Annotated in this window: 27 protein-coding genes and 2 tRNA genes; 16 read left to right on the top strand and 13 right to left on the bottom strand. The window is 35.9% G+C overall.

Features of this window, described 5'->3' with window-relative positions:
• Window positions 1–40: 40 nt before the first annotated feature.
• The 6 genes from B176_RS0105920 to B176_RS0105895 all read right to left on the bottom strand — a co-directional run bounded on the left by B176_RS0105920 (window position 41) and on the right by B176_RS0105895 (window position 5899).
• A complete protein-coding gene (locus B176_RS0105920; protein WP_017257864.1) occupies window positions 41–694 on the bottom strand; it encodes a DedA family protein in 654 nt (217 codons plus the stop codon).
• Window positions 695–776: 82 nt separating this feature from the next.
• The gene (locus B176_RS0105915; RefSeq protein ID WP_017257863.1) at window positions 777–1487 is read right to left on the bottom strand and encodes a DUF4397 domain-containing protein; all 711 of its coding nucleotides are present in this window, start codon (window positions 1485–1487) and stop codon (window positions 777–779) included.
• A gap of 81 nt (window positions 1488–1568) precedes the next feature.
• On the bottom strand, window positions 1569–2693 hold the full coding sequence (gene dnaN / locus B176_RS0105910; RefSeq protein ID WP_017257862.1) for a DNA polymerase III subunit beta: 1125 nt from the start codon (window positions 2691–2693) through the stop codon (window positions 1569–1571).
• A gap of 48 nt (window positions 2694–2741) precedes the next feature.
• Window positions 2742–4436 (bottom strand): gliding motility-associated ABC transporter substrate-binding protein GldG, encoded by a 1695-nt coding sequence (gene gldG / locus B176_RS0105905; RefSeq protein WP_017257861.1) that lies wholly within the window; start codon window positions 4434–4436, stop codon window positions 2742–2744.
• Window positions 4430–5158 (bottom strand): gliding motility-associated ABC transporter permease subunit GldF, encoded by a 729-nt coding sequence (gene gldF, locus B176_RS0105900; RefSeq protein ID WP_017257860.1) that lies wholly within the window; start codon window positions 5156–5158, stop codon window positions 4430–4432. The genes gldG and gldF overlap by 7 nt, the downstream gene beginning before the upstream one ends.
• A 24-nt stretch (window positions 5159–5182) precedes the next feature.
• Complete coding sequence (locus B176_RS0105895) at window positions 5183–5899, bottom strand: ATP-binding cassette domain-containing protein (RefSeq protein WP_026063178.1); 717 nt, start codon at window positions 5897–5899, stop codon at window positions 5183–5185.
• Between the two features lie 104 nt (window positions 5900–6003).
• On the opposite strand from B176_RS0105895, the gene B176_RS0105890 reads away from it, so the two are divergent.
• A complete protein-coding gene (locus tag B176_RS0105890) occupies window positions 6004–6972 on the top strand; it encodes a LuxE/PaaK family acyltransferase (RefSeq protein ID WP_017257858.1) in 969 nt (322 codons plus the stop codon).
• Between the two features lie 6 nt (window positions 6973–6978).
• Here B176_RS0105890 and B176_RS0105885 read toward each other — a convergent pair whose 3' ends face one another.
• The 3 genes from B176_RS0105885 to tyrS are packed head-to-tail and all read right to left on the bottom strand — an operon-like array spanning window position 6979 to window position 9251.
• Entirely contained in the window at window positions 6979–7428 is a 450-nt protein-coding gene (locus B176_RS0105885; protein ID WP_017257857.1) for an RES family NAD+ phosphorylase, read from the bottom strand.
• Window positions 7429–7929 (bottom strand): type II RES/Xre toxin-antitoxin system antitoxin, encoded by a 501-nt coding sequence (parS, locus tag B176_RS0105880; protein ID WP_017257856.1) that lies wholly within the window; start codon window positions 7927–7929, stop codon window positions 7429–7431. It abuts the gene before it with no gap.
• A gap of 38 nt (window positions 7930–7967) precedes the next feature.
• Window positions 7968–9251, bottom strand: coding sequence for a tyrosine--tRNA ligase (gene tyrS / locus B176_RS0105875; protein ID WP_017257855.1), 1284 nt, complete (start codon window positions 9249–9251; stop codon window positions 7968–7970).
• A 214-nt stretch (window positions 9252–9465) separates the two neighbouring features.
• Here tyrS and B176_RS0105870 point away from each other — a divergent pair, with 214 nt between their 5' ends.
• Genes B176_RS0105870 through B176_RS20580 form a run of 3 tightly spaced genes read left to right on the top strand, consistent with a single transcriptional unit; the run spans window position 9466 to window position 11476 of the window.
• On the top strand, window positions 9466–10140 hold the full coding sequence (locus B176_RS0105870; protein WP_017257854.1) for a hypothetical protein: 675 nt from the start codon (window positions 9466–9468) through the stop codon (window positions 10138–10140).
• Window positions 10140–11219 (top strand): putative type IX sorting system protein PorV2, encoded by a 1080-nt coding sequence (locus B176_RS0105865; RefSeq protein WP_017257853.1) that lies wholly within the window; start codon window positions 10140–10142, stop codon window positions 11217–11219. Before B176_RS0105870 ends, B176_RS0105865 begins: the two co-directional genes overlap by 1 nt.
• Complete coding sequence (locus tag B176_RS20580) at window positions 11219–11476, top strand: SemiSWEET transporter (RefSeq protein ID WP_083852686.1); 258 nt, start codon at window positions 11219–11221, stop codon at window positions 11474–11476. Before B176_RS0105865 ends, B176_RS20580 begins: the two co-directional genes overlap by 1 nt.
• Before the next feature lie 60 nt (window positions 11477–11536).
• Here the strand turns inward: B176_RS20580 and B176_RS0105855 are convergent, their stop codons facing one another.
• Window positions 11537–13000 (bottom strand): L,D-transpeptidase family protein, encoded by a 1464-nt coding sequence (locus B176_RS0105855; RefSeq protein ID WP_040539845.1) that lies wholly within the window; start codon window positions 12998–13000, stop codon window positions 11537–11539.
• A 176-nt stretch (window positions 13001–13176) separates the two neighbouring features.
• Between B176_RS0105855 and B176_RS0105850 the strand changes: the two genes are divergently transcribed.
• Together B176_RS0105850 and B176_RS0105845 are read left to right on the top strand one after the other, a co-directional pair.
• The gene (locus tag B176_RS0105850) at window positions 13177–13491 is read left to right on the top strand and encodes an HPF/RaiA family ribosome-associated protein (protein WP_017257850.1); all 315 of its coding nucleotides are present in this window, start codon (window positions 13177–13179) and stop codon (window positions 13489–13491) included.
• Window positions 13492–13642: 151 nt separating this feature from the next.
• Window positions 13643–13894 carry a hypothetical protein gene (locus B176_RS0105845; RefSeq protein ID WP_017257849.1) on the top strand — a complete coding sequence of 84 codons (252 nt, stop codon included), beginning with the start codon at window positions 13643–13645 and terminating at the stop codon, window positions 13892–13894.
• A gap of 17 nt (window positions 13895–13911) precedes the next feature.
• On the opposite strand, the gene B176_RS0105840 is transcribed toward B176_RS0105845, so the two are convergent.
• Window positions 13912–14379, bottom strand: a complete 468-nt coding sequence (locus B176_RS0105840) for a hypothetical protein (protein WP_017257848.1) — start codon at window positions 14377–14379, stop codon at window positions 13912–13914.
• A 22-nt stretch (window positions 14380–14401) separates the two neighbouring features.
• The gene (locus B176_RS0105835) at window positions 14402–14947 is read right to left on the bottom strand and encodes a hypothetical protein (protein ID WP_017257847.1); all 546 of its coding nucleotides are present in this window, start codon (window positions 14945–14947) and stop codon (window positions 14402–14404) included.
• Window positions 14948–15177: 230 nt separating this feature from the next.
• Between B176_RS0105835 and B176_RS0105830 the strand changes: the two genes are divergently transcribed.
• From B176_RS0105830 to mtgA, 8 genes are all read left to right on the top strand, one after another.
• A tRNA-Lys gene (locus tag B176_RS0105830) sits at window positions 15178–15253 on the top strand.
• A 58-nt stretch (window positions 15254–15311) separates the two neighbouring features.
• Window positions 15312–15384, top strand: a tRNA-Lys gene (locus B176_RS0105825).
• Window positions 15385–15447: 63 nt separating this feature from the next.
• A complete protein-coding gene (locus B176_RS19080) occupies window positions 15448–16164 on the top strand; it encodes an FkbM family methyltransferase (RefSeq protein WP_017257846.1) in 717 nt (238 codons plus the stop codon).
• A 234-nt stretch (window positions 16165–16398) separates the two neighbouring features.
• Window positions 16399–16956, top strand: coding sequence for a fasciclin domain-containing protein (locus tag B176_RS0105815; RefSeq protein ID WP_026063175.1), 558 nt, complete (start codon window positions 16399–16401; stop codon window positions 16954–16956).
• 443 nt (window positions 16957–17399) lie between these two features.
• Window positions 17400–17762, top strand: coding sequence for a 30S ribosomal protein S6 (gene rpsF / locus B176_RS0105810; RefSeq protein ID WP_017257844.1), 363 nt, complete (start codon window positions 17400–17402; stop codon window positions 17760–17762).
• Window positions 17762–18025, top strand: coding sequence for a 30S ribosomal protein S18 (gene rpsR / locus B176_RS0105805; protein WP_017257843.1), 264 nt, complete (start codon window positions 17762–17764; stop codon window positions 18023–18025). The genes rpsF and rpsR overlap by 1 nt, the downstream gene beginning before the upstream one ends.
• A 9-nt stretch (window positions 18026–18034) precedes the next feature.
• Window positions 18035–18478: a 50S ribosomal protein L9 gene (gene rplI / locus B176_RS0105800; protein WP_017257842.1), complete on the top strand. Its 444-nt coding sequence runs from the start codon at window positions 18035–18037 to the stop codon at window positions 18476–18478.
• A gap of 68 nt (window positions 18479–18546) precedes the next feature.
• Window positions 18547–19263, top strand: a complete 717-nt coding sequence (gene mtgA, locus B176_RS0105795; RefSeq protein WP_040540088.1) for a monofunctional biosynthetic peptidoglycan transglycosylase — start codon at window positions 18547–18549, stop codon at window positions 19261–19263.
• A 39-nt stretch (window positions 19264–19302) separates the two neighbouring features.
• On the opposite strand, the gene B176_RS0105790 is transcribed toward mtgA, so the two are convergent.
• On the bottom strand, window positions 19303–19773 hold the full coding sequence (locus tag B176_RS0105790) for a hypothetical protein (RefSeq protein WP_040539842.1): 471 nt from the start codon (window positions 19771–19773) through the stop codon (window positions 19303–19305).
• A 120-nt stretch (window positions 19774–19893) separates the two neighbouring features.
• Between B176_RS0105790 and B176_RS20170 the strand changes: the two genes are divergently transcribed.
• On the top strand, window positions 19894–20355 hold the full coding sequence (locus tag B176_RS20170; RefSeq protein ID WP_017257839.1) for a hypothetical protein: 462 nt from the start codon (window positions 19894–19896) through the stop codon (window positions 20353–20355).
• A gap of 182 nt (window positions 20356–20537) precedes the next feature.
• Window positions 20538–20786 carry a hypothetical protein gene (locus tag B176_RS0105780; protein WP_017257838.1) on the top strand — a complete coding sequence of 83 codons (249 nt, stop codon included), beginning with the start codon at window positions 20538–20540 and terminating at the stop codon, window positions 20784–20786.
• Window positions 20787–20822 lie beyond the last annotated feature (36 nt).

The raw sequence follows: 20822 nt of genomic DNA, 5'->3' as shown, positions 1-20822 counted from the left end.
CAATAAAATTGGGCTAGCTAGATATCAAAAAAAGCCTTTGTTAAACTGCTTTTTTCTTCGGAAATCTGCTTGCTACTGCCGCGTAAACCGCAGGCAAAATAGTAACGATAATCACAATCAGAACAATTAACGAGAAGTTATTCTTAAAGAAGTCAAACCTACCTAAAAAGTATCCAGCAAAAAGGAACAATACAATCCAGATGATACCGCCTACTACGTTAAGGTAGTTAAAACGACCACGAGCCAATTTACCAATACCGGCAACAAACGGAACTACGGTTCTTAAAATCGGTAAAAAGCGACCAATAATAATGGCTTTAGCACCATGTTTCAAAAAGAAATCTTTGGTCTGGTCATAATACTCTAATTTCAGAACTTTGTTCCCGGGCTTAAAAACCCTTGCTCCAAAATATCGTCCAATTTCGTAATTTACTGTATTGCCCACAATGGCCGCTATAATTAACAGTACTGCCAACAGGTAAATATTAATGCCCGTATCTCCAACAGAAACCAAAGCGCCTGCCGCAATCAATAAGGAATCGCCAGGCAAAAACGGCACAACTACTAAACCTGTTTCTGCAAAAATAATCAGAAACAGAATAAGGTAAGTCCAAACCCTATAATCTCTTATAATTTCACTTAAGTGAACGTCAATATGAATAACGAAATCGATAATATGTGATAGTATTTCCAAGGGAATTTCTTTTTGCGCAAAGCTAACAATTAGCTTCGGATATTTTACTGGTTTTGATGGCTTTAAATGATTTCTTTTTGAGCTAATTATCTTGCAGAACTTTTAGTGCTAAGGCATAAGCACCACTACCACTGATTAAGCCTTTTGCCCAAAATGTATATATCTTACCGGCTTCTAATTTATAGTTGTCTAAATTTGCTAAAGCCTCCGCTCCTCCTGTTTTTTTGATGCGTAGAAAATAATTGGAAGGTTTGATTTTTATATACACCGAGGATGACCTGTAATTTACGCCGCTAATTACGTTAACACTATCCACCAAGTTTTCCTGAAACACCAAATTCAGAGCTTTAGCATCTGGAGCTACGTTGATAAACCTTACTGTAGCCATCGTATCAGACAAAATTTTATTGTTATCTAAAGTGGAAAGGTATATTAATGAATCTTTTGAGGCTAAACCGGCTAAAAACAAAGTGTAATTTGTCTCTTGCTGCAAAAACAGACTGATTTTAGTATTTGGAATTATTGCATCGTTCAACTTAGTGTACACGCCATTTGTACCGGCAGAAACTTTTAAATAGGCACTTCCTTCTCCAAACTTCAACGGCTGACCGGTTTTTAAAGAATCGTTGATGAAAAAACTATATTCATTAGCCTCTGGCGCAGCATTTATAATTCGGAGATTTGCTTCTCCAACCTGCAGTTCTTCGCCTACTGGCTCGCAGCCATTAAGCAAAAAAGCCAAGGCAAAAAAACTCAGCAAAACAAAAGAGACACTTTGTATCGATTTAAACATGATTTTTATATCGTCACCAAATAAAACGAAAATGGCCCAGTTTATTATACCAAGCCATTTATTTTTAAAATATTATTACGCTTAAGCGTGATTGTTCAACATTACTGGCATCACCAACATTAAAATGTCTTCGTTCTCGTCTTTAATACTTGGGAACAAAATTCCAGCTCTGTTCGGCGTACTCATTTCAATGGTAATTTCTTCGCCCGACAGGTTGTTCAACATTTCAATCAAAAATTTGGCATTGAAACCGATCTCCATATCATCACCATCAAACTGACAGCTGATACGTTCGTGAGCTTCATTTGCAAAATCGATATCTTCTGAAGATATGTGCAGTTCTGCGCCACTAATTTTCAACCTTACCTGATGTGTAGTTTTATTTGCAAAAATAACTACCCTTTTCAAGCAATTCAAAAACAAAGCTCTTTCTAAGGTTAATTTGTTGGGGTTGTTTTGAGGAATTACCGCTTCGTAATCTGGGTAACGCTCATCAATCAAACGACAAATTAAGTTGATGTTTGCAAATTTAAAGAAAGCGCTCGTTGAATTGTATTCAATAGAAACATTCACTTCTTCCGATGGTAAAGAAGATTTTAAAAGATTTAAAGCTTTACGAGGCAAAATGAATGATGTAGCTTCTTCTGCCTTTGCATCGTTTCTTCTATAACGCACCAATTTATGAGCATCAGTAGCCACAAAGGTTACGTTTTGCGGAGACAATTGACAAAAAACACCTGTCATTGCTGGACGTAACTCGTCATTACTTACCGCAAAAATAGTTTTGCTGATGGCTTCTGCTAAAACAGCTGCTGGCAAATTAACTGATGATGCGTTTTCTACGGTTGGGATTTTAGGAAAATCTTCTCCGTTTTCGCCGCTTAAACGATATTTACCGTCGCCAGCACTAATCTCTATAGCGAAAGTTGTATCGTCTACAGAAAAAGCAACGGGCTGTTCTGGCAAAGTTTTTAAAGTATCTAATAATATTTTTGATGGAACAGCTACTTTACCGCCTTCTTTAGACTCTACGGCTAATGAAGTGGTCATGCTTGTTTGCAAATCTGTAGCAGAAATGACTAAGGTGCTATCCTTAATTTCGAATAAAAAATTTTCAAGTATAGGCAAAACTGCGCTATTGCTTAATGCTCCGCTTACCGCTTGTAAATGTTTTAGTAATGTTGACGTAGAAACAATGAATCTCATCTTATTGTTTTGTTTGTTTAAGGCTTTTAAAAAACAAAAATATGAATTTTAACCTGCATACTTCCGTTTGCGATAAAGATGTTGAAAAATTCCGAAAAAGATCAATATAAATAACGGAATTAATGTATTAATTAGTTGCCACTGTACTTTATCAGCTACCAATTTACCTTTATCTAACAGCCTTAACTTAATCTCTTTTGATCGTAATGCAATTAAGCCCGAATCATCTGTAAGATAGTCGACTGCGTTTAATAAAAAGGTTTTATTACCATAAGTTTGCTGGCTGTATTTATCGTAGCCTAACGGAAAAACCGAACCATCTTTACCGCTTACCTGACTCTTAAAAACGTCACCATCGCTAAATACTAACATTTTGGTAAACTCACTTTTATTAATCGTTTTAGTGCCTAAATCCGCTCCTTCTGGAATTGCTTGTGTTACAAAATTAGATTTAAACTTCCCTTCTAAAAGCACACAAACAGGTTTTGGTGTACTTTGAAACAGCTTAGGATCTGGTGTTTCTTCTATCATTTTTAATGAAATGATGTTAGGCGTTTCCAGTTCTCTATTAAATGGCGAAGTGGTCAATAATATAGTGTGTCTAATATTTGCCACCGAAATGGTATCAATTGTATTGATGAATTCTGTTTTAATCCCATCCAAATTTTTAACCATCGGATGCGTACTTACCGGCATAATAATAGGGTAAAAAAGCCATGGCACTAACTGTATCTGAGGTTGTCCGCCAGCTGTACCCACATTTACTGGGATTTGTGCACAATTCATATCGCCTACCAAATCATAATTGATGCGTATACCATAGGTAAAAAGTTGATCGTCTAAATTTAGCTTTTTTTGAAAGGCGAGTTGCTCTTGACGAGCACCGTTGCGCATGCTGTCCAAATCGGCGTTTACTTGGTCAATAGTCCAGATAATTTTACCGCCTCGCATCAAAAACTGATCAATTTTATATTTCTCCAATTCAGAAAATCCGGTTTCAGGTTTCGCAATCACCATTACCTTTAACTTCTTTAAACCTTCATTGGTAATATCAGTTAAATTAATTCGTCCAGCTTCATAACCGTCTGCAAGTGATTTCATGGCATCCTGCAGTTGCAAATCATCCAACTCTCCGTTGCCTTCTGTAAAGCCCACTCTTGGCTTACCGCCCGAAACCGCCTTTTTTATGGCAGATGAAAAAGCATATTCTAGGTTCTGAATAGAGTTGTTCAACACCTCTTCTGGACTTATCCCAATTCTATTCTGCAATAAACTCACAGGTATACTCTGGCTACCAGAATTCACCATTGCAGCGGGAAAAATCACTTTCTGGCTTAAGCCTGATTCTGTTTTAACGCTTAGGTTAGTGGGTTCAATTCCTTTTTGTGCTAATTCTTGGTAAATTTCTTCTTGCTGTTGCTGATTTTTACCTTCCAACGGATTTACAAACTCAAATTGAATATTTTCTCCTGCGTATGCTTTATAATCAATCAATAAATCTTTGGTTGCACTTCTTAAACGCTTAAATCCCGATGGAAACTCACCTTCTAAAAAGACAGTAATTTTAACCGGCGCTTTTAAGTTTTCTAAAATTTGGATGCTAATTGGCGAAATGGTGTAGCGCTTTTCTTTGGTAAAATCAATCCGCGTAAATGCGTATTGAGAAACAATATTTAAAACAACAATAGCAACCAAAGCAATCACCAATTGCAGTATATCCTTTTTGCGTTGCTGATTTACCATTTTCTACCTCCCAAAACTGTTTTTGTAACCAGTAAAAATAAAGCAATCACACTCAAAAAATAAATTAGATCTCTGGAATCCAACAACCCTCTACTTATAGATTGGTAATGTTCGTTTATCCCCAGATTAATCAATACGCTATCAAATTTTTGGAGTGATAAAATCTGGCTCATGGAATCAAATCCGCTGAAAGCGAAGAAACTTAAAAAAACAGCTATCGTAAAAGCGATAATCTGATTTTTAGTTAGCGATGATGAAAAAACACCAATGGCAACAAACGTTGCACCCAATAAAAACAAACCGATATACGATCCTATTACGGCACCAGAATCAATATTCCCTTTTATTGCGCCTAACTGATATACTGAAATGTAATAAACCAAGGTTGGCAACAGTGCAAATAAAACCAGCGTTAAAGATGCAAAATACTTACCCAAAACAATTTGCCAGTCGGTTAATGGGCGAGTGGCTAGCAGTTCAAAAGTGCCTTCCTTTTTTTCTTCTGCAAAGGTTCGCATGGTAATTGCAGGAATTAGGAACATAAATAAATACGGAACCGTACTAAATAAGCTATCTAAACTTGCGTAACCATAATCTAACAGACTGGTATCGGGAAAAACCCAAAGAAATAAGCTTAAAACCAACAGAAAAACACCGATGGTAATGTAAGCCACCAAAGAATTGAGGTAAGCGAAAAGTTCTTTTTTAAAAATGGTTAACATTTGATGTTGATATGTTTTTTCTGGTTAGTTGGGTTCCTTCGTAAGCTTCACAAAAATAGGCTCCAAAGTACTTTCTTGATGTTTCTCCAAAAGTCCGGATAAGGTGTCACTCGCTACTATTTTACCTTTGTTAATAATCACAATTTCATCGCAAATGGCCTCTACTTCTTGCATAATATGCGTTGATAGCACCACGGTTTTAGTTTTACCCAGCTCTTTAATTAATGCCCTAATTTCTATCAGTTGATTTGGGTCTAAGCCCGATGTTGGCTCGTCCAAAATCAATACTTTTGGATCATGGATAATGGCTTGTGCCAAACCTACCCTCTGCTTGTAACCTTTTGATAGCGCTCCAATCTTTTTATGTTGTTCCTTTTCTAATCCGGTTAACTTAATAACCTCTTCAACACGAGATTTTAGATTTCTTAGATGGTAAACATCACCAATAAAATACAGAAACTCCTTAACGTACATGTCTGTATAAAGCGGATTATTTTCGGGCAAATAGCCGATGTTTCTGCGTACTTCTAGAGATTCTTCTGTAATATCAAAACCACAAACTTGTGCCGAACCAGCTGTTTTTGGGATAAAGGAAGTTAGCATTTTCATTGTTGTAGATTTCCCCGCACCATTTGGACCTAAAAAACCTAAGATTTTTCCAGGCTTGGCTTCAAATGAAATTTCATCAACTGCTTTTTGTGAGCCGTAATTTTTGCTTAATGCCTTAACACTGATACTCAAAACTTGCTTATTAAATTTAAAACCAAAGCTATACATTTTGATTAAAAGACCGCCCACATTTATATTTTTAAAATTAATGAAACGGCGTTTTACTATATTTGAATATGAATATTTTTAACATCCAAAACGAAACCGAGTTTAACCACACCTGTTTGGATGTTTTTAAGTTGCAATATCAAACCATTTCGGTTTATAAAGACTTTGTTGATGCGCTTAAACTAAAACCGGATAGCCTTAGGTATTATAAAGAAATCCCTTTTTTACCGATTTCTTTTTTTAAAACCCACCAAATTATAGAAGACCAAGCTTTCGCCGATGTGGTGTTCTCTAGCTCGGGCACAACAGGTATTTTAACCAGCAAACATTACGTACAAGATGTAAACCTGTACCAACAGAGTTATTTAAAAGCGTTTGAATTGTTTTACGGCGACATTGAGAATACTTGCATTTTAGCCTTATTACCGAATTACTTAGAACGCGAAGGCTCTTCGTTGATTTACATGGTTAACGATTTAATTAAAAAATCAAACCATCAAAAAAGTGGCTTTTTCTTGCACAACCACGCAGAGTTGTTTGACACCTTAAACACCCTAAAAGAATCTGGTCAAAAAACCATTTTAATAGGTGTTACTTATGCGCTTTTAGATTTTACAGAAACTTTTAAAATCCATTTCCCGAATTTGATAGTAATGGAAACTGGAGGCATGAAAGGACAACGCAAAGAAATGGTACGCGAAGAATTGCACCACGTTTTAACCAAAGGCTTTGGTATTTCTAAAATACACTCCGAGTACGGGATGACGGAATTGCTTTCTCAAGCTTACTCTAAAGGAGATGGAGTTTTCGATTGTCCGCCTTGGATGAAAGTGCTTATACGCGATACAAACGATCCGTTGAGCTTATTGAATGTTGAAAAATCTGGAGGAATAAATGTGATCGATTTAGCAAATATGCACTCTTGTTCGTTTATTGCTACGCAAGATTTAGGCAAAACCTATCTAAACGGAACATTTGAAGTTTTAGGAAGATTTGATGATAGTGACATCAGAGGCTGTAATCTCATGGTGCTTTAATAAGTGTTACAGCAAGCGGTCGTCAAAAGAGAAACTCACTTTTTCTATAAATTTAATTTTCTTGATATAGGGATGTAATGGATTGGCAACATAATTAAAATCGCCACTAACTATTGCCGAAGGAACTTTTAGAACTGGAAATTCATTTTGCTTAAAAAATTGATTCCCTAAAGTCTGCGTCCGTTTTAAAAAAGGATAAACCTGCCATTTCTCAGGTAAATCTTCTGGATTGAATTCCGCAAACTCAGCATCAAATTCAAAAATTGCCATACAGTAATTTTTGGGAAGTAAACCAGTTGGCAAGTGCACCAAAACCTCTAAAACCGCTAACGCTCTCGAACTTGCAAAATAAACAGCAGGCACACCTTCAGAATTCCACCTACCGCCATATATTTTAGCACCTTCTCCACTTAAGCTATCCGCATAATGGCAAACACCTAACCTGTATAGCTGCATTTAAGAAAATATACCGTGTTCGATACGGCCAAGCTCAGTAAAAACCAAACCAAAACCAATTGAAGAATCTAATAAAGCAAAAGGTGTATTATTTTTAAACACAATAGAAGGGGTTTTCATCCAAAGCTTAAATTTATCTAAAGAACCAAAAACTTCTTCGCCACGGGCATATAAGCGGGCCAGTTCAATTGCTTTTTCAGAGTATTCTGATTTCACAAAATCTGTATCGTTAAAACGTTGAAAAGTCCTTTCGTTAATATGCATAACCCCCGCTAACTCTTGAATAGTTAAAGAGATCTTTTTGATTAAACCTAAAATTGCTTTTTTTGGAATGCCCCGACGGGTTAGCTCTAATAAATCAAAATCAGAAACCACATTTGACTGTAGCTTTAAAGCGCCAATACCGCCAAAGAGCAGTATCATTTGCTGACCTACATCGTAGAAATGGGTGCTATAAACAGCTAAGGGATCTTCAACAATATTTTTATTATAATCAGACATATATACAAATATATCACATATATGTCTGATATTTAAACTTATTTCAAATTAATTAAAAAATAGTTTTTCTTGCCCTTTTGCACCACTAAAAACTGATTATTAATAGCTTGCAAATCTTTTGATGATAATTCTACAGCACTTAGCTTCTCTCTATTAATAGAAACACCTCCGCCGGCAATCATTTTCTTAGCCTCTCCTTTTGATGGGAAAATACTTGTTTTTTCAGCTAATAAAGTAGGCATATCTACCCCTTCCTCAAACTCGGATTTAAAGACTTCAAACTGCGCAATGCCTTCAAAAACATCCAAAACCTGCGACTCGTCCATTGCGTTTAAAAAATCCAAAGAGCCATTCCCAAAAAGAAAATCTGTGGTACTTAAAGCTGTTTGTAAAGCTTCTGAACCATGTACCCTTTCTGTAACATCCTTTGCCAGGGCTTTTTGCAATGTTCTTAAATGTGGCGCCTTTGTATGTTCTTCAATTAAAGCATCAATCTCTTCTTTGTTAAAGAAAGTAAATATCTTGATGTAGTTTTCAGCATCGCTGTCGGTTGAATTTAACCAAAATTGATAGAACTGGTAAGGACTGGTTCTTTTGGCATCTAACCAGATATTACCGCCTTCTGTTTTACCAAATTTAGTTCCGTCGGCTTTTTTGATTAACGGAGATGTTAAAGCAAAAGCATGTCCGCCGTCTTTTCTTCTAATAAACTCTGTTCCGGTAACAATATTCCCCCACTGGTCAGACCCGCCCATTTGTAGCTTACAGTTCTTATGTTTCCACAAATAGTAAAAATCATAGCCTTGGATTAGTTGGTAAGAAAATTCGGTGAACGACATCCCAACTTCACTTTCTAAACGTTTCTTTACCGAATCTTTAGACATCATATAGTTTACCGTAATATGCTTACCGGCATCTCTAATAAAATCTAAGAAGCTATAGTTTTTAAACCAATCGAAGTTGTTTACAATCTCGGCACTATTTGCACCGCAATCGAAATCTAAAAAACGCTCTAACTGCCCTTTTATTCCCTTTACGTTGATAGCCAAAGTATCCTCGTACAATAAATTTCGCTCTTGAGATTTTCCAGATGGATCACCAACCATACCTGTTGCACCACCAACCAAAGCGAAAGGCTTATGCCCTGCTCTTTGAAATCTCATTAAGGTAAAAATCTGCAACAAACCACCCACATGCAATGAATCTGCAGTTGGATCAAAGCCAATATACCCACCAGTCATTCCTTTTGAAAGCTCTTCCTCTGTGCCGGGTGTAATATCTTGGATCAAACCTCTCCAACGCAACTCTTCAACAAAATTCATCTTCTATTTATTTAAAATTTGTTATTATCTTAGAAAAGCGCAAATATATGATTTACCAGCGAAGAGAACAGAAAAGTATAAGTATGTTTTAGTTTTATTTGATTTATTTTAGCTTTAAAATTGCGGGTGTTATTTACGCACAATGTTTAAGATCTCATTTTGAATATGCATTTTGCATGATTAAAGCTTAGCCCAAACCCTTTACCTTGTTTTTATGAATTTTTTGTCGCATTATTATTTTGATAGAAACAAGAACAACCCTTATAAAGTGTTTGGCATGCTTTTGCCCGATTTGATAAAAAACGCTGACAAAAATTGGACTATCCATCCCGAAAAACATAGTGGTAAGTTTCTAACAAACACTAATCAAGAAGCTATTTTAAAAGGCTGGAAAAGACATTTAGAAGTAGACCGAATATTCCACAGCTCTTCATTTTTTTTACATCATCAGCATCAAATCAAACTAGTTCTTCGAGAAGAACTGCTAAACTCGCCAGTAAAACCTTTTTTCTTAGGGCATATAAGTTTAGAATTACTTTTAGATAGTATTCTTATCGCAGAAAAACTGCTATCCATCGAAAAACTCTACAGCCAGTTAGCTCTGGTAAAGGAAAGTGAAATCAGGATATTTTTGCAATTGAACAAGATTGCTAACGAAGATAAATTTCTGGCTTTTTTCGATCGGTTTATAAAGGAGCAATACCTATATAGTTATGCTGATGATAAAAAAATCACCTATGCGCTAAAAAGAATCTGTATGCGCCTATGGGAAAATCCTTTTAGCGAAGAACAGGAAACAGCGATAACTGATCGTTTAATAAAATACAAAATAAAATTACGTGAAGATTTTATAATTATCTTTGACCAAATCTCTGCACAAATAAATTGATGATAAAACGCCTTTTTTTTTATTTTCTATTAAGCTTACCCCTATTTGTAAACGCACAAACGAGAAAGTATTCTAATGAATTTTTACAGATTGGAGTAGGTTCAAGAGCGTTTGGGATGGCAGGCTCTGTAGTTGCGTCGTCATCAGACGTTACAGCGGGCTATTGGAACCCGGCGGCGTTGATGAACATGAAAAGCCAATCACAAGCTAGTTTAATGCACTCAGAGTATTTTTCTGGGATTGCAAAATATGATTATGCAGGTTTTTCCACATTTGTTGCAGATAATACTGCGGTTGTTGGCGCATCGTTAATCCGTTTCGGTGTGGATGATATTCCAGATACTTCAGAATTGATTGATGCGGATGGAAACATCAACTATAATAGAGTGAAATCTTTTTCGGCAGCAGATTATGCTTTTCTGTTTAGTTACGCCAGAAGGCAGAAGAAAGCAGGAGAAAACGGACTGAGTTATGGTGCAAATGTTAAAATCATACATCGTAAAGTTGGCGAGTACGGAAAATCATGGGGTTTTGGGATTGATGTTGCTGCGCAATACAAATTTAAGAAATTCACCTTTGCGGCAGTTGGCCGAGATATCACCACCACATTTAATGCTTGGAGCTACAATCCTGATAAATTTTCGAGTATTTATACCGCTACCGGAAATGACATCCCAAAAAATTCGACAGAAACAACACTTCCACGTATAATTTTAGGAACTGCGTACGAAACCCAAATCACAGAAAAAATAGGAATACTTGCCGAAGCCGATCTAAATTTCACAACAGATGGTAAACGTAACGTATTGATTGCTGCTAAACCTGTAAGTATTGACCCTACTATCGGTTTAGAAGCTAACTATAAAAAAACCATCTTTTTACGAACCGGGGTTGGTAACATCCAGAAAACAACAGACTTTGATAGAGCTCAACAATACCAGTTTCAACCTAATTTGGGTTTGGGCGTAAAGATCAAAAATTTCTCCATCGATTATGCTTTAACAAATATCGGAAACCAAAGCGATGGCTTATACAGCAATGTATTCTCTGTTAGATTAGATTTCGATAAAAAGAATTAATGAAAAACCTAAGTACCGTAATTGGGTTAGCTGCAGCATTTTGCACTACTGTTTCTTTTGTTCCGCAAGCGTTAAAAATCATCAGAACTAAAAACACCAAAAGCATCTCGCTTTCCATGTATCTTCTATTTGTTTTAGGGGTTACACTCTGGCTAATATATGGGATATGGGTTAATGACCTACCTGTTACAATAGCCAATGGCATAACTTTAATTTTTGCGGGAAGCATTTTGTACTTCAAATTAAAATATCCTTAATCATTACCTATTGTCCATAAAAAAACCGAGAGCTTTTACACCCTCGGTTGTTAAGATATTTTACAAATTGGCCATGTAAGGCTTAAGTTTCGGTAATAGCATCTTATCATACCCATAAACGTCTTTAGAGCTCACTAAGGTACCATCATCATTTGTCCAGGCGGTGTAGTAAGATATAAAAACAGGAATTGGATCTTTAACCATCTGCCACCTCGCCTCAACTTTTTGTCCATTTGAAGAAGCCTGAATTTCTTTTTCTACTTTATTCAATTTAGATTCATCGTTCAACAAAAACTTTGCTAAATCTATGGGCTTTTGTACCCTCACGCAACCATGACTTACAGCTCGCATATCTTGACCAAACATGGCTTGGGCTGGCGTATCGTGTAAATAAATGGCGTAAGGATTTTGAAAAATAAATTTGATTTGACCTAATGAATTATCTTCCCCTGGGTTTTGCTTAAATGAATACTGTGAAATGTCTACGTTTTTCCAATCGATCTCTGGAGAGTTAATTAATTCCCCATTTCTATACGCAACCATGTTTTTTGCTTCCAGATAGTATGGATCTCGCTTTAAACTGCTTAAAATCTCGGTGCTGGCAATGCTTTTTGGTATATTCCAAACTGGGTTTACCTGCATTCTATCAATCATACCACTTAGAATAGGGGTTTCATGCCCTCCAGCTTCACCAACACAAACCTTCATTTTTAAACTAGTTGTGTTGTTTTCGATTAATCTCAACTGAAACTCTGGGATATTTACCAACAGATATTTCCCCTTATATTCTTTCACTGGCCAGCGCAAACGTTCCATAGACAAATATATTTTCTCTTTGTCTTCTGTGGTTAATCTTTTGGCGTCGGTTTTACCATCGTTAATCAACAAATTCATTAAACGCTGATAGTAACCATTTTTTGGCTGAATGTCTGCTAAAAACTTTGCAATGTCTATTTGATCTAATGCCTGTTGTGCTTCAATAATTTGCGGACGTTTTACATCCACATAATATCGCTTCAACACTGTTCTTGGATTTACTGCTCCATACTTTAGTATACCAGCGTAATTGATCAAACCATCAGCACAGTAAAGCTCCAACTGTGCAAGTACAGGATAGCTCTCTTCTACCGATTTAAATTTTTTGGTCTTCACCTGAGTTAATAGATCGGCAATAATCTTTGCGTGGAAGTAATCAGGGTTAAGCCCATGAAATCTTGAATTCAGCAAATATTGGTTCAAGGTATCCAATCTGCCATCAACCAAAAAATCTCCCAACAGGGTCAAACCCTTATCCTCTTCCTTATAAATCTTACTGATCCAAATTGGATCATGAAGTTGTGGCTTTATTTTTTTAAACTCGGCTTTAAAAACTTCATTGTAAGAGGTAGTGTCAAAATCTTTGTATTTCTTACTTTTAAACGCCTTGGCCAAGTCACGCCCAAACTCTTCATGCCTGCCCTTAGAACAGGACACTACCATAAACGAACACACAATAAACAGCAATAGTATTTCTTTAATTCTCATATTTAAATTCTTTTTGGGGTATTAAACAACTTTGATGCCCTTATATAAAACCATAAAAGGTTGATTATTTGCTATTTCAAAAATCTGCTAAGAAAGTTTCAAAAACAATTGCTATTTAAACCACTTTAACCTAATATTAGGTACGCAATTTGCCATAATTTATTAAACTTTTTATTATGATAATCCAAATAAATACAGACAACCACATTGAAGGTAAAGAAGAACTTAACACTTACATTACCAACCTTTTTAATGAGAAACTGCAACGATTTGACAGTTATTTAACCCGAGTAGAAGTTCATTTAAGCGATGAAAACGGAGGTGAAAAAGGAGGTGCTGACGACAAAAAGTGCAACATAGAAGCTAGACTTGAAAACCTAGAGCCAATATTCGCCAGCTCACAATCTGATGATATATCAAAAGCAATTCATGATTGTTTACAAAAAATCAAACGCGGAATTGAACATCAGCTAGACAAAGTAAAAAACTAATTAATAGTAAAAGGAGGTTCGCCTCCTTTTCAATTTCATCAACTTTTTCATGTAAACCTACTAATCAAAGCTTAGCTTTCAGTGAGTTAACAGGTGTTGATAACAATTAGTAACATTAGAAACAAGGCTTGAATATATTCGCTCCGAAATTATGCCAGTATTATTAAGAATCAATCACGAAAAAGCAGATGTTATTTTTCAGGTACTAACCGAAAAACCATCAACACAATCAGAATTAGAAGTTTTTATGGGGGGCAACACCTATAATTTTATTAAAACAGGAAATAGTTGGACGCTAACTGGCACTAATGATTCCGACGATATTGACCAAACACTAATTGATGCTGTAGCAAAAGCACTAGCACTGCGTTTCCGTATAAGCAGTTCTCAACACGTTGCTTAGCAAAAACATTATCTAAATCAACAGACTGCCAATACTTCGACTAACTTCTTATTAAGCTCGAAGCTACCGCCTAATTTTGTGTTGAACAAAAGCTTGGCTAATGGAGCAATCTCAGAAATCACAAAACAGGATTGCGCAGCTATTTTAACCTCGCCATAGCTCACAGCAATAAAAAACAAACCCATACTGGTTCGTACTAAGCTACCTTTTTCTATTTGAGCATATGATTTATCTAAATTGATTGCTTTTAAATTGAACAGTTGCTGACCAGTTAACGCAATCTGCTGTTCTAACCTATTAATCTCTTGTTGCATCATCTCCCGACTAGTTTCGTACTTATCACCCATGCTGCTTTTAGAATCGTTAGCTATGCTTAATCTCAGCTGTACAACCTCTGCTCTAAGATCAGTCAATCTTGTGTTTAAAGCTTCGAAACAAATATTAAAAACCTGCACTTTTAACGCCTGATCACTCAAATTATCCATAGCCCAAAAATGTACAATAAAATCAATTAATTTTCTTTAAAAGCCGTTTAGCTCTAGAAATTAACGCTGGCGACGACGAAACTAATTTTTCTTCGAGCATAACAGTTAATTCTTCTAAAACCCAATCATAGTATGGCGATAACTGAAAAACAACTTCCAAAGCATTGCTTTGTACCGCAACAGGAGTTTTTGGATTAAGAAGCCAGTCAAATGTAGCGCTTAAACATTCTTCAAACCTGTCTGGCTCATTCCCTACTGTGTTTATCAACTTACTTGCAGTCAGCAACATCATTATTTTGGTAAAACAACGCTGTACGCTGGAATTGGTAATTGTTGGGTATAATTCTAAAAAAACAGATAGGTTTACTAAAAAAACATCCAGATCCAAAACAGTTACAGTATCTAAAACCCACGAGGCTCTGAAGGCTATCTGTGGATTTTTATGGATACATAAACTCATCATATCTCTGCAATTTATTTTACTGCTCGCTGTAAGCTTTGCGAAAATCAGCATATCATTAAATCCTAAACGATTTTGCAGTGCTCGTTCTATCTGTATCAGATCCATATCGGTTTTGAATATAGCGCCATAAATTTAAAATTTTTAGATAAACTATAATTGTTACGATGTTACTATACGCTCAATACTACAATTAGGGCGCATGGATAAATGATTATAATTGATATTTAGCAGGTTAGCAATATCTATTAAAAAAAAATATTAATTCATTTGCACACTACAGCAGAATATCTATCTTTGCACAACTTTACAAAACCATTATAAGTTTTATAAAGTATGATTCCGTAGCTCAGCTGGTAGAGCATTACACTTTTAATGTAGTGGTCCTGGGTTCGAATCCCAGCGGGATCACCAGTATTACAAAAGCCTCAGCGATTGAGGCTTTTTTTATCAAATCTTCTTAAAAACAATCGATTCCGTAGCTCAGCTGGTAGAGCATTACACTTTTAATGTAGTGGTCCTGGGTTCGAATCCCAGCGGGATCACAGAAAAACCGTCCGAAAGGATGGTTTTCTTTGTTTAAGGGCTAATCTAAATTACACCACCCTATGTTTAAAAATATCCTTAAAGAATTTTTAATATTTCTGCATTTAGATCTTTCGAAAAACATCAAATACGATAGACTTACAAGAGCTATATTGAAAAAATTTTTATCAGCAAGTGATAATTGTATAGATGTAGGTTGCCATAAAGGTGAGATTTTAGATTTGATGCTGAGCTTTGCACCCAAAGGAACCCATTTTGCTTTTGAACCACTACCCCATTTATTCGAGTCACTAAAAACGAAATACACACACAGAGCGCATATATTCCCATATGCGCTATCGTATAGCAATGGAGAAACGACATTTCAATTTGTAAGAAACGATGAAGCTTATAGCGGTATCAAAAAACGAAAATACGCAATCCACAATCCTGACATTGCGGAAATAACGGTTGCCAAAAGAGCGCTCGACGATGTTATTGGCCCAAATCAAATAATTCATTTTATAAAAATTGATGTGGAAGGTGGTGAATTTGACGTAATTAAAGGCGCCAAAAATCTGCTGAAGCAGAATAAGCCAATGGTATTGTTTGAATGCGGAAAAGGCGCCAGCGATTTCTACGGCACAAGCCCTTTAGATTTGTACAATTACTTGCATAACGATATTGGTTTGCAAATTTATACGCTAGAATCATTTTTAAAAGTTGGCAAGCCAGTAAGTGGAAATGAATTTATAAACCACTTTGAACTAGGGAACGAATATTATTTTATCGCTTCCTAGTCGGTAGTTTTGCACATACACCAACATCCGATTTCTTTACACTTTACTGGCAAAGCCCCCCTTTTTTCAGCTAAATACCTAGTTTTCTTTTAAGCCCCGAGATAACAAGGCGCAAAACACATAATTGACTTCCTCATTTCTAAAATGTGAGAAACAACGTGTTTTATTTTGACGAAGGTCATAGACTTGTCAATTTATTGTCAGCACATTGCTAGGGTAAAAAACTAAAAAATTATGAGAAAAATCTTATTACTGTCAATGATTTGCATGGTGGTTTTTGCAAGTTGCAATAATTCCGAGTCAGCATCAGATGCTACAGAACCAAATCAAGAAGTTGTGGGTGGCGGACAATCGTCTGTACAAGATGACGATTCCCAGAAAAATGTGGTACAAGTTGCAATGGGCAGCCCAGACCACACTACGCTAGTTGCTGCGGTAAAAGCAGCCGGTTTAGTAGACGCCTTGACGAACGCCGGTCCCTTCACCGTTTTTGCACCAACCAATGCAGCATTTGATAAATTACCTGCTGGTACCGTAGAGAATCTTTTAAAACCAGAAAACAAAGACGATCTAGCGGATTTATTACAGTACCATGTTTCTTTAGGTGTATTGAAATTAGAAAACTTTACAGATGGACAAACTATTGGACAGGTAAACGGTGAAAACATCACCATTATTATGAAAGATGGCAAACCTGTAATTAATGGAAATGCAAACATCATAGCAACCGTACCTGCTGCTAATGGCGTTATTTATGTGGTTGACAACGTTATTTTGCCTCCGGCTAAATAATTAGGAATTATCCATTTCTAAAATCATTAATCAGAACCAAATAGCCTCTTCAAAAAATTAAGCTATTTGGTTCTTTTACCACATTATAAATCACCTTCCCCAAAAACTAAAATCATTTAACCTATTAAGAGAAATGAAACTAAGTCGGCGCTTCCTTTAAAAATAAAAACTCAGAATCGTATCAAGTTAAAAATCGTTTCTTCTAAAATTTTCTGGAGATAAGATCACCGAAGCGGATTACCTGATAGCTTAGTGACTTGACAAAACGAACACCTTCGTTAATTAACTAATATTATCCGCACACATTATTTACGAGAAAATACTCGCCATAAACCTCTTAAATAAAAGGATAAAAGAAGTTTTAAACTATTGTTTTTCAATTTAATAATATCTACTTTTGCAGTCCCACAAAAAAGTGGGGATTAAAAATAATATTGTAAGAAATGAATCAATACGAAACCACTATCATTCTTACCCCGTTGTTGTCAGAAGAAATCGCTAAAGAGGTAATTGCAAAATTCTCTAAGATTCTTACTGATAACGGAGCCGAAATTGTTATGGAAGACAATTGGGGTTTGAAAAAACTGGCGTACCTGATTGAGAAAAAATCAACAGCGTACTATCACTTGACCGAATTTAAATGTTCAGGTGAGGTTATCGGCAAATTAGAAATCGAATTAAAGCGTGACGAACGTGTAATGAGATTTTTAACAATTAGTTTAAATAAGCATGCAGTTGCGTACAATGACAAAAAACGTGGCGGTGCTTTCAACAAGAAAAAAGACAAAGCTGAGGTAGCAAACTAATGGCACAAGACAAAATCCAGTATGTGACTGCTCCCAAGGTGGAGGACAACAGAAAAAAGTATTGCCGTTTCAAAAAGAACGGAATTAAATACATTGATTACAAAGACGCTAACTTTTTGTTAAAGTTCATCAACGACCAAGGTAAAATTTTACCTCGTAGATTAACTGGTACTTCTTTGAAATATCAACGTAAAGTAGCTCAGGCAGTAAAAAGAGCTCGCCACATAGGTATTTTGCCATTTGTAACTGACGGTTTAAAATAGGAGGCTAACATGGAAGTAATATTAAAACAAGATGTAAAGAAATTGGGAGAGAAGGACGATATCGTTTCTGTAAAACCTGGTTTTGGCCGTAATTATTTAATTCCTCAAGGTCAAGCTATTTTAGCTACCGAGTCGGCAAGGAAAGTTTTGGCTGAGAACATTAAACAAGCTCAGTTTAAACAAGATAAAATTAAGAAAGATGCTGACGCTACAGCAACTAAATTAGAGGGTGTTACACTTTCTATTGGTGCTAAAGCTGGCGAAAGCGGTAAAATATTTGGTGCAGTAAACACAATCCAAGTGTCTGATGCATTGAAGAAATTAGGTTTTGAGGTTGACAGAAGAAGAATTACTTTTGAAACTGATGTGAAATTTGTTGGTGATTATATCGCAAACTTGAATCTACACAAAGAAGTAAAAGTACAAGTTCCATTTACTGTTGTAGCCGAATAAGCTAAATTCAAACATTATTTAAAATGCTTTCTGTTTATTCAGGAAGCATTTTCTATTTTAGAGCTATTATGCCTAGAAAAGCAAAATCTAAAAAGCCCACCTTTAGCCTACAAACGGCATGCAAATGGACCTTAAAACTCGTTCTTTACTTTTTTGCGATAAGTGTTTTTTTGGTTTTGCTTTATAAGTTCATCAATCCACCTGTTACTTATTTAATGGTACAACGGGCTTTTGAAAGAAAAGCCGACGGCAAGAGCTGGAAAATTGACAAAGAATGGAAAGATTTTGATGAGCTCTCTTTTAATTTAAGGAAAGCGGCCATTGCCGGAGAAGACGCTAATTTTCTACATCACCACGGCTTTGACTTTGAAGCCATACAAAAAGCATTTGAAAAAAACCAGAACGGCAAAAAGCTTAGAGGCGGTAGCACCATTAGCCAACAAACTGCTAAAAACGTATTTTTATGGCCCGGCCGTTCATACATACGCAAGGGATTTGAAGCCTATTTCACTTTTTTAATCGAGCTGCTTTGGAGCAAAAACCGGATTTTAGAGGTTTACCTAAATGTAATTGAAATGGGCGATGGGATTTACGGTGCAGAGAGTGCCTGCAAAACTTATTTCAACAAATCTGCTACGGGCTTATCCAAAGGAGAAGCAGCTTTATTGATCGCTGTATTACCAAACCCAAGAAAATGGTCGCCAGCTAGCCCCACTAATTATATTTACCGACGACAATTTCTAATTCTCAGAAACATGAGAAACCTGGGGAAATTAGAATTTTAGAAACGCTATTTAGCGCCTCCAACATCCCGAGATTGCGCTCTAAACAGAAAAAACATTATTATGCCAACTATCTGCCATCACAGTTTCCCACTTATTCTGATAGTCATGATAATTACTCACCATATTATTAAACACTTTCGTATCTGAGCTTACTAAGCCCTTTTTTATGAGCTCTTCGAAACCGTTCCTATCTACAGATTTGACCGCATCACCATCTTTATAAGCTATATTAAACCTATCTAATAAGTTGATTTGAAACTTTTGCTCTAAACCTTTCATTAAATGAACCGATTTATCTATTGAACATCCACTCGCTCCGGCTTGGCTTTCATCTACCATCAAAACAATAAATCTGTCGTATTTTATCTCGAAACTTGCTTTGAGCTCCTGATTATGGGCTGTCCAGGAGTTTACAAAATCACTAAGAACAGCTTTAATTTCTACCAACTGATTTGGGTTCAACGTGTTATTTGACTGGTATATCCATACCCGAGCTTCAGGATTCATCATTTTCAAAAATAATGATATTTCAAAAATTAGCGGGCAAGTATTTGTCATATTTTTGATCGCCGACGTTAATAAGTTGATAAATATTTCTGCCGCTACCGTTTTTTTGAAATATTTTTAACCATGTCTTTTGTACTGGGTTCAAAAATACTATTGCTAACATTGTCGTGTTTTATACCAAAACAAGCTGACTTAACTTTTAATGAAGCTAAGGATCAAATAGTTAACCAATACAAACTGCATAATGCAGAAAAGGATTTGGGCATCAAAACCACAAATCTAGAAATATCAGAAAACGGCTTTATCAGGTACCGAAAAACAGACAGCAACAATAGATCTGAATATTATAGCGTAAAACTAAGCGAGTTAAAAGATGCTTGTTATTTAGGCGATGAAAAGGCTGGTTGGCTGTTGCTGAAGTTTACCGCCGAAGCTGTGATTTACCAGACCTATAACGACAAAGCAGGAAATGTAGATGAAATGCTGGCAGAAATAAGTATACCGCTAAAAAACATAAACGTAGATGATATCAATAGCTTATGTAGTGCAATCAATACCTTAAAACAATTTGATTTTAAGCTTTAGTTTTGTGCCTAATAGCTATTAAATAGCGATACGAAGAAGCAAAATCAAGCCATTCGTGAATTTTAATGAAACCTCTAAGAAGTATTTTGCGTTAAGATACCCATAATCTGGTATTTGTTTACCGCTCAGTTTTTTTTAACTTAGCGCAGATTTAAAAACCTATTGATCAACCTCAAGAGTTAATGAAGAGTAAAAAAAGTCACCATCTTTTAATCATGTTAGCAGTACTGATAGCGCACACTTTGCTATTAAGTACATGGCTATCTAATGAGGAAACCGTTCAGCGGAAAGCAAGCATTAAAAGCGAAGCACAGGAAGAGGAAGCAAATCAATTACACGTATTAAAAACTAGTTATTCGCACCATAAAGATTCTGTTACTACACATCAACCTGTAGTTCTAACAAAAATATTCAACTCAAATCTAAAATAATTCACTCCACCTTTTAAAAAAGCTCTTCAATGTTTT

Origin of the sequence: Pedobacter arcticus A12 (assembly GCF_000302595.1) — a bacterium.
Lineage (GTDB): Bacteria > Bacteroidota > Bacteroidia > Sphingobacteriales > Sphingobacteriaceae > Pseudopedobacter > Pseudopedobacter arcticus.
This window is presented reverse-complemented; position numbering and strand designations above follow the sequence as displayed.